Here is a 14,147-nt window from a genome sequence, read left to right on the forward strand (position 1 = left end):
ACGACGCCCAGGAGATATTGGTGCCGCCCCACCCCGTCGAGGCGCCGCGCTTGGCGAAGGCCACCCAGGGCGGACTTGTCCTCGAGCCCCGTTCAAAAGAGCCCTGCCGGGGAGTCGGGTACCGCCTCTTCGTCAACCACGACAAACGGCAGCTCTGCAACCTGCGCGCCGTCGATGAACACCTCGACTCGGTAGGGCCCGGCCTCGTAGAACGACGGGCTGAGACCCAAGGTGAACAGCAGCGGGAGCAGCCTTGTTCTGTGATGCTGCGGGTGATCGGTCGGCAGCGCGGAGGGAATTTCGTCAACGGACACGAAGTGCCGCGGCGGCTTCATCACAGATACCTCTGGTCGGATTTGCGCCATGATGTGGTGGCCGTGCCCATCGTCGCCGGCCGGGTGGAAGCGAGCGACCACATGAAACTGACAGTCGACGGGATAGCGGGCATCGCTCGGCACACTGATCCCACTCAATCCCAAGCGGTGGACCGTCGCCGTGTTGTCACGCCCGGTCTCGATCACCTCTGCCGCCAAAAACACGTACTCGAGCTCGTCGGACCGCGTCGGCCCGACGGTCCGCGAGCGCCACTTCGTCTCGAACCATTCCGCCGCCTTCTCGACGGTGGCGTTCGGGCCGTCTGCCCGCCACGCATCCAACGCCACCGAGTTGATGAAGAGTTCAGCCTCGATCGTGGGGACGTCTGGCAGCGCGAACGCGTTCATTCGTAGAAACGTCACCGCAGTGAACCACGCTGTGCGCTTGTTGCCGTCGTAGAAGTGCTGTGTGCCGGCGATCCCGTGCGCGTACGCCGCGGCCTTCAACCAGATGCTGGGGAATGCCTCCACACCGAAGTGCTCTGTCGCCGGCCGGTGCGCCGCACTCTCGACTCCGTCGTGATCACGAACCCCCACGCCACCGTCTTGGTCAGCGTTGATGGCGATGATTTGGTCCACCGTGAGGTAGACCGCGCTCACTTCAGTCGCTCGGCCAGCTCCGCCCACCGCGGCTTCTCTGCCCCATAGGCGCGGTCAAACTCGTCGTCGGTGGCGAATCGGGGCGCGTCCGACGCGGTAGGTGAGCCTTCACCTGTCCGCTCGTCGTCTCGTGTCCGCGCCCTCGCCATGCCGGAGACAATACCGGCGATGGCGCCGATGCATTTCTCAGTCACCCGATAGACCCGCCCATAACGCGGATTATGGGCGCGATCGACTGTCGACTTCATGGTTCAGATCGACTTGTGGCCCCGGATCCACGACCGCACGTTCGAAAGCCGGTCGAACCACCCGATACCTCGCCCATCGTTGGCCGCGCCACTGTCCGGCCCGCGGCGGGGGCTTCGCTTGCTCGACGACCACCGTTGACGACCGAGCGCAACCACCGACACGCTCTCCATGGCGATCAGGTCCGCTCGAAGCCCGTCCAGGACTCGCTCGCCGGCGTGTACTGCTCAGCGGCCCAGAGAATGTCACCCCGGAGTGTCGCGGCGAGGACGTCGAGTTCTGACGGTCCCAGCGGTGTCGCGCCGGAGGCCGTCTGGAACCTCGTCGAGTCGGCGAGATACGTGGTGTGCGGGTGGCCGGAGATGTCGGTGCCGAGGCGGAAGTCGCACACCGGATCACCGACGTGGCAGACGGACATCCGCCGGATCCCCGGCAACGAGTAGTAGGCGTCGATTCCCTTAGCGTCGACTCCGCTGGCCAGTGCTCCGAAAGGGTTGCGCCAGATGCCCTGTCCCCGGTCGCCGGTGCCCATCACGCCGTCGGCCTCCGGCTTCTGCAACGGGTCACCCATCAGCACTGCGGCGGCGACCACCGACCGCTTCGCGAGCTCGACGGCCACCCCGCGTGCCACGGCGGCGCCCTGCGAGAAGCCGACGAGGACGACCATCGGTGCACATCCGGGGCTGCCCTTCGACCGCGCCGAGTCGTAGGCGGCGACCGCCGTCGAGACACCCGACGCGATCGACCGGCCGAAACTCCGGTGCCGGATCCCGTCCTCGGTGCCGACCGCCTGATAGCCGCGACCGACCGAGAGCACCGGCACCGCGCGGATGGACGGCTGGTCGCGGTAGGTCTCGGTCAGCAGGTGGCTGAGCGTCGCACCCTCCCAGCCCTCGGTGACCATGTCGCCGTAGCGCTTGGCGCCGACGCTACCGTCGCCACTCCCCCGAATCGGCATCACCACGGCGGGTGCGCACTGCGAGTTCTTGGCGACGGCCGGCGCCGGGACGGCGATCAGGCCGACTGCGGAGAGCCCGACGACCGCCGCCGTCCACCATCGAGTCCCTCGTCGCACCCGCACGATGATGCCGTACGTCGGCAACGGTCCGGACACACCGCAGGTCACATACAGAATGCGCTGCTGTAGTACGAGCTGTCGTCCTCGGACTCCGCCACCTTGCGGCCGTTCACGTAGATCGCGCAGTAGACGTAGCCGCCACTCTCGTCGGAGATCGATGTGCCGATGGAGTCGCCGTACTCGCCGGACCGGGAGTCGACGCTGATGCACGTGTGCCCGCCACCGATGGGGCGGCCCCGCAGCGACACGTTCTCCCGCGACGTCGTGTTCCCGTACGTGTTCGTGTACGAGACGTCGACGGCCGCGCCCGTCGCCGAGCACATCACCTGCCGGGCGGAGTCGTAGGAGTCCGTCACCACCGCGCCGGCGACCCCGACGCCGCCCGTGAGCAGCGCGACGGACAGGACGAGGACAGAGACGAAACGCGCACAGACCGACATGATGACCTCCGAGACAACGGGATTCGCCGAGTGCGGATCCGAGATGTCCGAAAGGTAGCGGGACGGTCCGACACGATCGGTTGTCCACAGATCGGCCTGCGTCCACACCTCGACCGGTTGCGGGCGTTCTCGGCCGGAGTTGTCGGTGGGCCTGGCTAGTGTCGTACACATGTTCGACGACGTGCTGGAGGCGGCTGACCGCCTCGCCGATGCCGTCCGCGAGTGCGAGGTGCCCGCCGACGATGATGTGTTGCTGGCGGGGGTGCGGGCGGCGGTGGCTGCGCGTAACGCCGCGGATGGTTTGCTGGCCCGGCTGACCGGGGAGATCGAGTGCCGGGGCACCGCGAAGCGCCTGGGGTTCTCCGTGCGCGAACTCCTGCGCCGTAATGGGTGTGTGCCGGTGGTGGCGTCGCGGGCGATCCGGCTCGGTAGGGCGATCGGGCACCTGCCCGCACTGGCCCGACATCTGCGGGACGGGTCGCTGTCGGCGGAGTTCGCCGACGCCGTCGCCCGCGGAGTCCGCCACGTCGCGATACGCACATGCTCACCGCTCGGATCGGACCTCGCGGTCGAAACCGAGGCGGCGTTGATCGGACACGCGCTTGCCGGACGCTCGCCGGTCGAGATCGACGACCGGGCCCGGGCGATCGCACTCGAGCACGAACCCGCGGTCGACGACGGCGAGCCGGCGACGCCGGTCGCGGAGGACACCACGCTCAACGAGGTGACCTGGGCGCAACGCGACGACGGCCGACTGGCGGGAACGTTCGACCTCGACGTCGTGACCGGGGAACGCCTCATCGCGAATCTGGATGTGGCATCGCGCCCACGACCACTGCCGGATGGTTCGCCGGATCCGCGGTCGGCGCCGCAACGCCGAGCCGACGCGTTCGCACAAGTCGTCGAAGCCGCATCCCGGGCGCTCGGCACGGATGGTCTGGTGGCGCCGGCGAAGACCGAGATCCTGCTGACCGTCCCCGCACACGACACCGACTGCTGCGGAATCACCCCGGCGGGGCCGGCGCATCTGCAGTGGATGGGCACCGTCACCGACGAGGCCGTCTCGTTGTTGTCGTGTGATGCCTCGGTCACCCGCATCGCCGTCGACGTCGAACAGGCGCCGGTCGACATCTCACCCACAGCCCGCTTGTTCACCGGCCGCACCCGCAAAGCCATCGTCGCCCGCGACCAGTCGTGCGTCATGTGCGGCAACCCCGCCTCGTGGACCGACGTCCACCACATCGTCTTCCACTCCGACGGCGGTCCCACCACCTGCGACAACGGGTGCCTGCTGTGCCGAACCTGTCATGTGGCGGTGCACCAGCACGGCTGGGACATCGTCATGGGACCTGACCGCCACCCCTGGATCCGACCACCCGCCACGGTCGACCCCCGACGCGAACTGCAACCCGCCTACAACCGACGCACCCTGCGACTCGACACCATCGCCGCCTGAGAACCGACCAGCAACAGCACATTCCCCGCACCTGACCACCGGTCAGGACCGCAACAGCACCTTGACAACTCCACAGTGTGAGCCGTCGCACGGCCGGCGGTCAGCTCGAGCGAGAGCCGCTGTCGGCACTGAAAAGCTGGTCGCACCGGACTCGGCGTCGTCCAGGGATCAGGACGCCGTCGTCCACTGCGTCGTAGGTTGCAGGACGGCTTCGACGAGCGCATCGGTGCGCCAGGCGGTCACCTCGTGGTAGTCGGGGTCGGCCACCATGTCGCAGAACGCCTGGCGTGTCGGGTAGCGCACCAACAACACCGTGTCCCACGCCTGACCGTCCTCAGCGACGAGTGCCGTGCCCCCATCGCCGACGTACAGGACCTCGCCTCCGTACCGTGGCAGGAAGGTCGTGCGCAACGCCTCGGCGTAGCGCTCGTAGAGTTCTCGGCCACCGTCGGCGTATCGCAGGAGGTTGAGCATGACGACCGGACCCCCGGGATCCTCGGCCAGCAGACGTTTCAGATCGGCACCACGGGGATCGACAGCCATGCACCCACGATCGCACACGGTCACCGGCCGATGACAGCGTTCGCGACCACCTTCGGGATCGCCCTGCTCGCCGCGGTGCTGCTGTCCCGACTGTCCGCACGCAGCCCGCTGTCGACGTCGGGCATCTTCCTGCTCGCCGGGCTCGTGGCCGGTCCCCTCGTCCTCGACGCCGACCATCTCTCCGCTGAGGTCGTCCGCGAAATCGCATCGGTGACCCTGTTCGCGGTCCTCTTCTCCGACGGTCAACGAGCGCCGTTCTCCGACCTCCGTCGGCAGTGGCACGACCCGGCCCGCGCCCTGCTCATCGGGATGCCCCTCACGTTCGCCGTGGTCAGCCTGCTGGCGCACCTGCTGATCGGACTCGACTGGACCACGGCGATGCTGATCGGCGCGATCCTGGCGCCGACCGATCCCGTCTTCGCCGCCGCGCTCGTCGGACGCGACGACGTCCCGGCGCGCCTGCGCAGCCTGCTCAACATCGAGAGCGGACTCAACGACGGGATCGCGCTACCCGTCGTCCTCGTGTTGGTCGGCACGTTGGGCGGCGAGATCAGCGGCGAGAGCACATCTCTGGGTCCGCTTGTGCTCGAGATCGCCGTCGGTGTGGTGGTGGGCGTGGCTGTCCCGGTCGCAGCGGCGGGTCTGGTGCGCCTGCCCGTCCTCGGCGTGACCGATCGCGCCGCCACCGTGGGTCCGCTCGCGGTCGCGGTACTGCTCTACGTCCTGGCCGAGACCATCCACGCCAACCCGTTCATCGCCGCCTTCGTCGCCGGCATCACGACGGCGACCGTCAGCCCCCGCGCATCCGAGGCGTTCGCGCCCGTCGGGGAGCTCGTCAGCGAACTGTCGAAGAACGGTGCGCTGCTGGCGTTCGGGGCGCTGATCACAGCAGAGCTGCTGGGTTCGGTGGGGGTGGTCGGTTGGGTGTTCGCCGCGCTCGTCCTCCTCGTCGGCCGCCCACTACCCGTCATGGTCGCGCTCGCCGGCAGCAGGCTGCCCCGTCGAGAACGGTTGTCGGCGGCGTGGTTCGGGCCGAAGGGATTCGCCAGCGTCGCCTACGGCCTGCTCGTGCTGAGCTCCGGCATCGAGGGCGCCGACCAGGTGCTCGCGCTCGTCGCGGTCACCGTCGTGCTGTCCATCGCAGCGCACAGCGCCACCGACACACCGGTCGCGATGATGCTGCACGAGCAACCCGACCCCGACCCGTACACCGGGGCACGACCGGACGGGTGAGATCTCGACGTCGGCCGAGGCGGATCAGCTAGCGGGACACGCCTCCACCGGTACCCGCACCACGACGTCACCGGCGGTGGCGAAACGGAAGGTCACGTCGAACGAGATACCCGGACGAGCACTGTTCGTGAGACCGACCAGCCGGGTCGAGAGCTGTGCGCCGGCACCGACATCGGATCTGACGATGGCGCCGACCCCCACCGCGATGGGGAGGCTCGGTGTCGTCTCGACGCGGGCGGCCTCGTCGGTCCGGATGCCCACCAACTGGTCCCCGGCGGTGGTCGACGAGTTGGACACGGCGTACCGCATGGACGCGCTGTCACCCACCTGAAGTGAACAGAACCCGTTGATCGACCGCGGGACGATGAACGCGTCTTCGACAGAGATCGGGTTGGTGTCGGTGCCGCTTCCGCGATTGCTCGACCCCGACGCGGTGTCCTCTCCGCATGCCGCCACCGACGTCATCGCGATCAGCGCTGCGGCCACTCCCACCCGACGTAGCATGAATCCGACAATAGCCGCACCGGGTGCGTGCCGGACCGGATGGGGAACACTCTGTGAGATCCAGGCTCGCCCGTCTCGCCGAGTTGTTCTGGTTGGTACCCACGGTATTGGGGGTCACGGCGCTGGTTCTGGCGCAATCGCTGATCTCGGTGGACCGCGCGCTCGACGACGCCGACTTCGGCGTGTGGGGACGCCTGCTCTACCGCGTCGGGGCCAGCGGCAGCCGCGACATCCTGGGTGCGATCGGCGGATCGATGTTGGCTGTCGCCGCGACCTCCTTCTCGATCACCGTGTCCGTCCTCGCCACCGCCAGCTCGACCTACGGTCCCCGCCTGGTGCGCAACTTCATGAACGACCGCGGCAACCAGTTCGTCCTCGGGATGTTCGGGGCCACGTTCCTGTACGCCTTGATGGTCCTGCGGTCGATCCGGTCGGAGACCATCACCGAGGGTCAGTTCGTCCCCGACATCGCCGTCAACGTCGCCGTGTTGCTCGCCGTCGTCGACGTCCTGGTGTTGGTGTACTTCATCAACCACATCGCCGGATCCATCCAGGTGTCCACGCTGTCGGCACGTGTCCGCTCCGAACTGGTCGACGTCGTGGACGCCCTCTATCCCGAGACCCAGCCCGACAACGCGCGGCCCGCCCACGACTCGACACCGGCACTCCCGGCGAACATCCACAGCGCCACATCGGGATTCGTGATCGACGTCGACGAGGTGTCGCTGCTGCGGACGGCAGCGACGAACGGTTGCCGCATCGAGGTGCGTGTCCGTCCGGGCGATCACGTCGTCGCGGGCGAACCGATCGCGCGCGTCCATCCGACGGAGAAGATCGCCGATGTCGCCGACGACATCTGCTCGGCGGTGCATCTGGGGGACACGCGAACTCCGCTGCACGACATACAGTTCGCAGTCCAACAACTCGTCGAGATGGCCGTACGCGCGCTGTCGCCGAGCACCAACGACCCGTTCACCGCACGCAACGCCCTCGACGAGCTGGCGACCGGGATGGTCCGCCTCGCAGATCGACCCACCCCGCTCCTCGGACGGGTCTGTCAGGACGACGTCCTGAGACTCGTGGTGGTCCGCGTCCCGGTCGACGAGCTGATCGACGACATCTTCGAGTCCGTGCGGATCTATGCGCTCGATGCTCCCATCGCGATGTCCGGGGCCGTCACGCTCGCCCGCCGGATCGGGGTCACCGCCGCCGCGTCACAGCACGACGGCGACCACGTGGTCGACGCCGTCCGGCGCCACCTCGATCTGCTGGATCATGCGCTCGACATCGACGGTCACGACCATCCGTCCACCGTTCGCATCCGCGACGAGATCGCTGCCGCGAGAACGGCGATGTCGCCGGTCTGACCTGACGCGGTCACCCCTGCTGATCGACGCCCTGATAGGCCTCGAACATCCGACGACCGATGATCCGGCCGGCCTCGGCGGTGAAATGTGGATCCTCGGGGAGGCCACTGCCGGGCGCACCGTTGAGCATCCCGGGCGGCGACGGGACGAAACGGGCGTGGTCCCAACGATTCGGCGTGTCCTGGTGGACAGCGTCGATACCCGCGAGCTTCGGGGGGCCGAAGTTCATGTACTCCGGACTCAGCTGCCCGAGGATGAACGGCACCGGGCCGTACCGCTCGCGCAGGCCGCCGATCAGCCGGTCGAACTGGCGCTGGAAGACCTCCGGTTCCGACAGCGGGCCGTCGGACTCCCCCTGGTGCCACAGGATGCAGTCGAGCTTCTGACCGGTCTTCTTCAGGGCGGAGTCGATCTGCTTGATCGAGTAGTCGTAGAGGTTGACGCGCACGTCGTGGTTGTCGCGATCCCACGAGTAGCCGTTCTTCGGGTAGAACGACGTGTCGCCACGGGCGCACGGCACCAGCAGGACGGGGTCGCCAGTCGCCTCGGCGAGCAACGACCCGAACGTCGTCGCGAAACCCACACCGGCACCGGGCACCTCGTGCAGCAGCGGATCCTCGGCGAGCAGGATCTTCCGTCCGCGATAGCGCCCGCACCCGGGCCACTGGTGAACCAGCGGGTGGATAGGCGGCGGCGCGACACCGGGCTCCTCGTTCCCGGCCCCACTGGCGTTCGACTGCCCCAGCACCGCGACCACGCGATAGGGCTTGTCGACAGGGGGCGCGGGCGTCCCGGTCGCGATGGCCTTCTTCACGACGGTCTTCGCGGCCATCAGCGCCTGCAGATGCCAGGGGAAGCTGCCGTGGATCGCACGGTCCTCGTCGTAGGAACGCAACTCGGGGTCGAACGGCGACGGCATGCACCCTCCAGGCTTCGGGGCCGACGGTCGCGGCCGGAGTTCATCATCACCTGTCCCGCGACAGTCCGCAGGTGAGTGGGATCCACGCCGGCACACGCGCCCGAGATGCCGGATCGTTGACGTCACGTTACGGTCACGCGATGGCGAACCAGAGGGAAACAGCACTCGACGTGGTGCGTGGACTCTGTATCGCCAGCATGGTGATCGGTCACCTGTGTATCGGCTCGCCCCTGTGGATGCTGGTGCACATCGTGCCCGGGGTGGACGGCGCGTCGGGATTCGTGCTGCTGGCAGGTGTGGTGCTCGGGATGGTGAGTTCCCGTCGCGCGCGCCTGTCGGTCGCCGAGGCCGAGCGCCGCGTCGGACGGCGACTTCTCCTGCTGTACGTCGCGCATGTCTCGCTGGCGGGGACGGCGGTGGTCGCGGGACTCCTCGCACCGCGCGACTCGCTGCCGGATCTCGAGGCGTTCTCGGCGTCACGTATCGCGGGATGGCTGCTGACACTGCAGATCAACCCCGAGAACATCGACATCCTGTCGCTCTACGTCATCCTCATGGCACTCACGATGCTGTGGGTACCGCTGCTCGCCCGCGGGTGGTGGCACGTGGTCGTCGCGTCGTCCGCCGCGCTGTACGTGCTGAGCCTGGTCACCGACTGGGGCCGCCTGCCCGACCAACCGCACCCGCAGACCTACTTCGCGTGGGCGTCGTGGCAGGCCCTCTACTGCAGCGGGCTGCTCGTCGGATGGCACTGGCAGCGGGTGGCGCCGGTGCTGCAGTCGCGACGGGCCCGGGTCGTCGCGACGGTGACCTTCGTCGTCCTGTTCGCGGTCCATGCAATTGCCCTGCTGATCGGCGTCGTCGATCCGCTGTTCGGCAAGACCTACTGCGCCCCGGGACGGATCGTGCTGGCGTGGGCGGTCATCACGCTGCTCTACCACCTCGCGCGACGGCTCGAGCGGACCCGACCACGGCTCGTCGCACCGGTGGCGACGATCGGCTCGCGCAGCCTCGCCTGCTTCATCACCCTGTGCGCATTGGGTATCGCGATCCCGTACGCCATCGGCACCGACCAGACGACGCTCGTCGCGCAGATCGTTGCGGTCGCCGCGGTGGTCGCTATGTGGCCCGTCGCCCGGATCCGGGGGACACTCGGCACCCACCTGACGCGGGCGCGCACCTCGACGGTCCAGCGGGTCATCCCCTCCCGCGACCGGACCCCGACAGGCTGACAGGTCAGGCCTGGACCGTTCGCGCTCCCCCGTCGTGCTTCGCGGCATACATGGCGCGGTCGGCACGCAGGAGCACCTGGTCGAGATCGACGAAGAGCGCGTCGCCGGAGATGTCGGGCGGGACCGTCGCGATCCCGATGCTCACGGTCATCCGGGGGACGGACCCGGTGGCACCCTCGGCTGCGATCGCGTGGTGCAGCGCCTCGGCCGTCCGGGTCGCCATCGGGTGATCGCCGTCCAGCACGATCGCGAACTCGTCGCCGCCGATCCGCGAGACGACGGCGTGCGACGGCGCGATACGACGCATGACCGAGGCGACGACGACGAGTGCGTTGTCGCCGGCTGCGTGCCCGAATTCGTCGTTGATGTCCTTGAAACGGTCGATGTCGATCAGCAACAACGAGAAAGCGACACCGTGGTCGATCAATTCGCCGGCGTGGATCTGCATGCCGCGGCGATTGTGCAGATCGGTCATGTCGTCGCGAAACGACCCGTTCGCATCGTGTCGGAGGGTGGCCACCAACGGCACCAACAGAAGCGGGATGCAGACGGTCACCGGGACGATCGTGAGAGAACGGATGACGATGTTGACCACGGGGGTGCCGCCCTGGATCCCGACCCACGACGCCAACGCGACGGTCGCACCGAGGGTCGCCACCGTCTGCGCCATCACCGCCCGCGCGCCGTGGTGCATCACGGTGTAGACGCTCACCGCCGTCAGCAGCATCAGCCCCGGCATCGACCAGTAGACCGTGCGATACATGGCCATCACGGTGACGACCGCGACGTCGGCGTAGCCGATGAAGACGGCTGACGCAGCCAGCGGCGGCCACGGCTCGGTCCACCAGATGGCCGCCAGCACACAGGAACTCGCCGCGATGGCGATCAGCACCACGTACGCGGCCACGCTGTCGTACACCCATGGGTTGACCGCGGGCAGCGACAGCCCGGCCGACAGTCCGAAGAGCAGACACCCGATCCCGACGACGATCTGCTGTGACCGCAGCAGCCCGCTGGACTGCATGTGCTGCACCGCCCAGCCGCGGTCGAACTCGCGCGTCCACCACCGTCGGAGGAGGTGCGTGACGTTGTCAGCCATCACTCACCCCCGGGCCACCTCGGAACAACAGTTGTTGTGACTGTACAGACGCGCGCCAGAATGCGAGGTTCGCGTGGGACTGGGGGCAACTGGAGGTGACAGGCGGACCGCACGGACGGTGCATCGTCCGAAAACGGACCGCGGCAATGGTCGACTTCGCGGTCTCCCGACAGTCGGATATTGTGGTTCGTCACAAAAATTTGGTGTCGCAAACCTCACATGAGCGTTATCATTCACCAATGGCGCGGATCACGGTTGTCGAGGTCGTCGACGATTTGAGCGGGAAAGTCCTGTCGGACCCGGAGACCATCCGGTTCGGCATCGACGGGTCCGAGTACCAACTCGAGACGTCTCAGGAGAGCGCAGAAGAACTGCGGTCCCTGTTGCAGAAATACGTGAAGGTCTCGCGCAAGCGGATCACCCGACGATCCGACGCGGCGCGCGCGGCGACACCCGTCGCGGCCATCCGCGCGTGGGCCGTCGAGAACGGCTGGGACATCAGCGAGCGCGGCCGCGTGCCGAAGGTCATCGTCGACGCGTACAACGAGGCGCACTGACCCCGACGCGGTGAACGGGGCGAGCTCACACCCGCCGACCGATCAGCTCACGATCTCCTTGAGGGCGCAGACCTGCGCGACGTCGTCGGCGTGGTTGCCCGCCATCGGCGTGGCCAGTGCCATCGTCACCCCACCGTCCCGGAACGCCGCGACACGGTCGGTCACCTCGTCACGCGACCCGATCAGCGAGATCTGACGGACCAGGTCGTCCGGAACCGCCTGCGCGGCCTCGTCCTTCTTGCCGTCGAGGTAGAGATCCTGGATGGTCTTCGCCTCGTCGACGTAGCCGTAGCGCACCGCGAGATCGTTGTAGAAGTTCTTCCCGCGCGCACCCATCCCACCGACATACAGCGCCACCTGCTGGGCGACCAGTTCACGGGCGGCCGCCGCCTTCTCTGCGTCGTCGGTGATGAGCAGCGCGGTGGTCACCGAGATGTTCAGCTCACCCAGCTCCGCCTCACGCTTGGCCTTGCCCTTCTGCAGCGACTCACCGAAGGCGACATCGACGTGATCGGGGTGGAAGAAGATCGGCTGCCACTCCTCGAACTTCTCCGCCGCCAACGCCACGTTCTTCGGACCGATCGCGGCCAGCGCCATCGGGATGCGGTCACGCACAGGGTGGTTGATCAGCTTGAGCGCCTTGCCCAGCCCCGTGCCGCCGTCCTCGGCGGTCAGCGGCAGCGTGTAGTACTTGCCCTTGTACTCGACACGGTCACGGCGCCAGACCATCCGGCAGATGTCGGCGTACTCCCGCGCGCGGCCCAGCGGGGCGTCGTACTTCACACCGTGGAAACCCTCGATGACCTGCGGTCCCGACGCGCCGATGCCGAGCACCGCACGCCCACCGGAGATGTAGTCCAGACCCGCGGCGGTCATCGCGATGTTGGTCGGGGTCCGAGAGAACATCGGCAGGATGCCCGTCGCCAACTCCAGCGTCGTCGTCTTCGCCGCGATGTAACCGAGCTGACTGACCGCGTCGAAGCTGTACGCCTCCGGGACGGTCACACGGTCCAGACCCGCAGCCTCGAACTCGAGCAGGTTGTCGATCGTCTCCGTGAAGTCACCCGCGTAGTTGATGGCCATACCGATCTTCACGCGCAACCGCCCTTCGTCCCGACCACGTTGTCGACGATGATGCCCGACGCCCTGAGAGGCACCGAGACCCGGATCACCATAACTCATCTTATGGACGACGAGGACCTGCCGTGTGCTTGTCGCCCACGCCCGCGGCGGCTATGCCTGAGGCATGAGACGTGCAGTGATCGCATCGGTCGTGCTCGTGGTGTCGACGTCCTCGGCTCTGACGGCGTGCTCGTCGGGCGGCGCCGGCGACACCACCCCGACCACACCCACGACGGTCGTGACCGTCACGCGCTCACCGTCGTCGGCACCGACGACAACGTCCTCGAGCGCAGCCGCGGCGGCCTACACGGCCAGCAGCACCCGGGTGACCGGCCGCACCGATCGCTCGTCGTACGACGTCACCATCCCGCAACTCGCCGGCGGGAAGCAGTCCGTGACCGCCGAGTTCAACCAGTCGATGCGCGCGGCGCTGCAGGACCAGATCGACGCGGACTACTCGGGGCTGTCGTTCACGCTCCGGGACGGCTACCGCAACGGCCCGTTCCACATCGGCAGCCGGGTCGTCAGCGCCGAGCTGATCAGCTACTGGACGGCCAACCCACCGGGGGCCCACGGCGACTCGCTGCTGGCGACGGTCACCATCGACACGGACACCGCGACGCCGATCACGCTCTCCGACGCGTTCGGCGACCTCGACACGGGATTGCGGAGACTCTCGCAGGAGGCGGCACGCATCCTGCCGACCACCGTTGTCGGCGACCGCTACGAGCGCAGCGGCATCACCCCGACGGAGAAGAACTTCGCCAACTGGACCGCCTCGCCGCAGGGGATGGTGATCCACTTCGGCGACTACCAGGTCGGCGCCTACGCCGACGGCCTCATCGACATCACGATTCCCTGGTCGGACCTGTCCGACGTCCTCGCTCCCGGGATGCAGGACGTCCTGAGCAGCTGATCGGGTAAGACGACACCATGGAGATCCTCAGCGCCCGGGTGTTGCTCCGCCCGCACGACGCCGCGGCGACGACGGCGTTCTACCGCGACGCACTCGGCCTGGCGATCGCTCGTGAATACCCCGGCGGCACCGTGTTCTTCGCGGGATCGACGCTGATCGAGGTGGCCGCGCACCTCACCACCGACGGCGCCGACGCCTCGTCGACCTCGTTGTGGCTGCAGGTGCGCGACATCGAGGCGGCGCAACGGTCGCTCCGCGACGCCGGCGTGACCATCGACCGGGAGGCACGGACCGAGCCGTGGGGCCTGCGCGAGATGCAGATCCACGATCCCGACGGGCGCACGCTCATCGTCGTCGAGGTGCCGTCGGACCACCCGCTGCGGCGCGACACCCGCAACGACGACCGGTAGTACGAGGCACACCTGCCACGTGAAGATGAACAATTGGCAAACGCCGACTGT

At 67.9% G+C, this 14,147-nt stretch carries 16 protein-coding genes; 7 read left to right on the forward strand and 9 right to left on the reverse strand.

The window, feature by feature from the left end:
* Positions 1–92: 92 nt before the first annotated feature.
* The 4 genes from Q1A98_RS18690 to Q1A98_RS18705 all read right to left on the reverse strand — a co-directional run bounded on the left by Q1A98_RS18690 (position 93) and on the right by Q1A98_RS18705 (position 2,738).
* Positions 93–974: a Fic family protein gene (locus Q1A98_RS18690; protein ID WP_299576230.1), complete on the reverse strand. Its 882-nt coding sequence runs from the start codon at positions 972–974 to the stop codon at positions 93–95.
* A complete protein-coding gene (locus tag Q1A98_RS18695; protein WP_299576232.1) occupies positions 971–1,222 on the reverse strand; it encodes a hypothetical protein in 252 nt (83 codons plus the stop codon). Before Q1A98_RS18695 ends, Q1A98_RS18690 begins: the two co-directional genes overlap by 4 nt.
* Before the next feature lie 176 nt (positions 1,223–1,398).
* Positions 1,399–2,295 carry a cutinase family protein gene (locus Q1A98_RS18700; RefSeq protein ID WP_299576234.1) on the reverse strand — a complete coding sequence of 299 codons (897 nt, stop codon included), beginning with the start codon at positions 2,293–2,295 and terminating at the stop codon, positions 1,399–1,401.
* A 47-nt stretch (positions 2,296–2,342) separates the two neighbouring features.
* Complete coding sequence (locus tag Q1A98_RS18705) at positions 2,343–2,738, reverse strand: hypothetical protein (RefSeq protein ID WP_299576236.1); 396 nt, start codon at positions 2,736–2,738, stop codon at positions 2,343–2,345.
* Between the two features lie 169 nt (positions 2,739–2,907).
* Here Q1A98_RS18705 and Q1A98_RS18710 point away from each other — a divergent pair, with 169 nt between their 5' ends.
* Positions 2,908–4,194: a DUF222 domain-containing protein gene (locus Q1A98_RS18710; protein ID WP_299576238.1), complete on the forward strand. Its 1,287-nt coding sequence runs from the start codon at positions 2,908–2,910 to the stop codon at positions 4,192–4,194.
* A gap of 168 nt (positions 4,195–4,362) precedes the next feature.
* On the opposite strand, the gene Q1A98_RS18715 is transcribed toward Q1A98_RS18710, so the two are convergent.
* Complete coding sequence (locus tag Q1A98_RS18715; protein WP_299576240.1) at positions 4,363–4,737, reverse strand: DUF1330 domain-containing protein; 375 nt, start codon at positions 4,735–4,737, stop codon at positions 4,363–4,365.
* 30 nt (positions 4,738–4,767) lie between these two features.
* Here Q1A98_RS18715 and Q1A98_RS18720 point away from each other — a divergent pair, with 30 nt between their 5' ends.
* The gene (locus Q1A98_RS18720; protein ID WP_299576242.1) at positions 4,768–5,970 is read left to right on the forward strand and encodes a cation:proton antiporter; all 1,203 of its coding nucleotides are present in this window, start codon (positions 4,768–4,770) and stop codon (positions 5,968–5,970) included.
* Between the two features lie 24 nt (positions 5,971–5,994).
* On the opposite strand, the gene Q1A98_RS18725 is transcribed toward Q1A98_RS18720, so the two are convergent.
* Positions 5,995–6,462 (reverse strand): hypothetical protein, encoded by a 468-nt coding sequence (locus Q1A98_RS18725; protein WP_299576244.1) that lies wholly within the window; start codon positions 6,460–6,462, stop codon positions 5,995–5,997.
* Positions 6,463–6,527: 65 nt separating this feature from the next.
* Here Q1A98_RS18725 and Q1A98_RS18730 point away from each other — a divergent pair, with 65 nt between their 5' ends.
* Complete coding sequence (locus Q1A98_RS18730; protein ID WP_299576246.1) at positions 6,528–7,841, forward strand: DUF2254 domain-containing protein; 1,314 nt, start codon at positions 6,528–6,530, stop codon at positions 7,839–7,841.
* A gap of 10 nt (positions 7,842–7,851) precedes the next feature.
* Here the strand turns inward: Q1A98_RS18730 and Q1A98_RS18735 are convergent, their stop codons facing one another.
* Positions 7,852–8,760, reverse strand: a complete 909-nt coding sequence (locus tag Q1A98_RS18735) for a sialate O-acetylesterase (protein WP_299576248.1) — start codon at positions 8,758–8,760, stop codon at positions 7,852–7,854.
* 140 nt (positions 8,761–8,900) lie between these two features.
* Here Q1A98_RS18735 and opgC point away from each other — a divergent pair, with 140 nt between their 5' ends.
* The gene (opgC, locus tag Q1A98_RS18740) at positions 8,901–9,992 is read left to right on the forward strand and encodes an OpgC domain-containing protein (protein WP_299576250.1); all 1,092 of its coding nucleotides are present in this window, start codon (positions 8,901–8,903) and stop codon (positions 9,990–9,992) included.
* 4 nt (positions 9,993–9,996) lie between these two features.
* Here the strand turns inward: opgC and Q1A98_RS18745 are convergent, their stop codons facing one another.
* Complete coding sequence (locus Q1A98_RS18745; RefSeq protein ID WP_299576252.1) at positions 9,997–11,091, reverse strand: diguanylate cyclase; 1,095 nt, start codon at positions 11,089–11,091, stop codon at positions 9,997–9,999.
* A 239-nt stretch (positions 11,092–11,330) separates the two neighbouring features.
* Here Q1A98_RS18745 and Q1A98_RS18750 point away from each other — a divergent pair, with 239 nt between their 5' ends.
* Positions 11,331–11,648 (forward strand): Lsr2 family protein, encoded by a 318-nt coding sequence (locus Q1A98_RS18750; protein ID WP_299576254.1) that lies wholly within the window; start codon positions 11,331–11,333, stop codon positions 11,646–11,648.
* Between the two features lie 42 nt (positions 11,649–11,690).
* Here Q1A98_RS18750 and Q1A98_RS18755 read toward each other — a convergent pair whose 3' ends face one another.
* Positions 11,691–12,743 (reverse strand): LLM class F420-dependent oxidoreductase, encoded by a 1,053-nt coding sequence (locus Q1A98_RS18755; RefSeq protein WP_299576256.1) that lies wholly within the window; start codon positions 12,741–12,743, stop codon positions 11,691–11,693.
* 151 nt (positions 12,744–12,894) lie between these two features.
* On the opposite strand from Q1A98_RS18755, the gene Q1A98_RS18760 reads away from it, so the two are divergent.
* Together Q1A98_RS18760 and Q1A98_RS18765 are read left to right on the forward strand one after the other, a co-directional pair.
* Positions 12,895–13,686, forward strand: a complete 792-nt coding sequence (locus tag Q1A98_RS18760; RefSeq protein ID WP_299576258.1) for an RsiV family protein — start codon at positions 12,895–12,897, stop codon at positions 13,684–13,686.
* Between the two features lie 17 nt (positions 13,687–13,703).
* Complete coding sequence (locus Q1A98_RS18765) at positions 13,704–14,096, forward strand: VOC family protein (RefSeq protein ID WP_299576260.1); 393 nt, start codon at positions 13,704–13,706, stop codon at positions 14,094–14,096.
* Positions 14,097–14,147: the final 51 nt, after the last annotated feature.

The sequence above is a fragment of the uncultured Williamsia sp. genome, assembly GCF_947494875.1.
Lineage (GTDB): Bacteria > Actinomycetota > Actinomycetes > Mycobacteriales > Mycobacteriaceae > Williamsia_A.

What these genes read in the sequence shown, in the direction of transcription:
- Q1A98_RS18695 (WP_299576232.1), bottom strand. Translation starts at nt 1,222, where the DNA reads ATGAAGTCGACAGTCGATCGCGCCCATAATCCGCGTTATGGGCGGGTC.
- Q1A98_RS18705 (WP_299576236.1), bottom strand. Translation starts at nt 2,738, where the DNA reads ATGTCGGTCTGTGCGCGTTTCGTCTCTGTCCTCGTCCTGTCCGTCGCG.
- Q1A98_RS18710 (WP_299576238.1), top strand. Translation starts at nt 2,908, where the DNA reads ATGTTCGACGACGTGCTGGAGGCGGCTGACCGCCTCGCCGATGCCGTC.
- Q1A98_RS18715 (WP_299576240.1), bottom strand. Translation starts at nt 4,737, where the DNA reads ATGGCTGTCGATCCCCGTGGTGCCGATCTGAAACGTCTGCTGGCCGAG.
- Q1A98_RS18720 (WP_299576242.1), top strand. Translation starts at nt 4,768, where the DNA reads ATGACAGCGTTCGCGACCACCTTCGGGATCGCCCTGCTCGCCGCGGTG.
- Q1A98_RS18735 (WP_299576248.1), bottom strand. Translation starts at nt 8,760, where the DNA reads ATGCCGTCGCCGTTCGACCCCGAGTTGCGTTCCTACGACGAGGACCGT.
- opgC (WP_299576250.1), top strand. Translation starts at nt 8,901, where the DNA reads ATGGCGAACCAGAGGGAAACAGCACTCGACGTGGTGCGTGGACTCTGT.
- Q1A98_RS18745 (WP_299576252.1), bottom strand. Translation starts at nt 11,091, where the DNA reads ATGGCTGACAACGTCACGCACCTCCTCCGACGGTGGTGGACGCGCGAG.
- Q1A98_RS18750 (WP_299576254.1), top strand. Translation starts at nt 11,331, where the DNA reads ATGGCGCGGATCACGGTTGTCGAGGTCGTCGACGATTTGAGCGGGAAA.
- Q1A98_RS18760 (WP_299576258.1), top strand. Translation starts at nt 12,895, where the DNA reads ATGAGACGTGCAGTGATCGCATCGGTCGTGCTCGTGGTGTCGACGTCC.
- Q1A98_RS18765 (WP_299576260.1), top strand. Translation starts at nt 13,704, where the DNA reads ATGGAGATCCTCAGCGCCCGGGTGTTGCTCCGCCCGCACGACGCCGCG.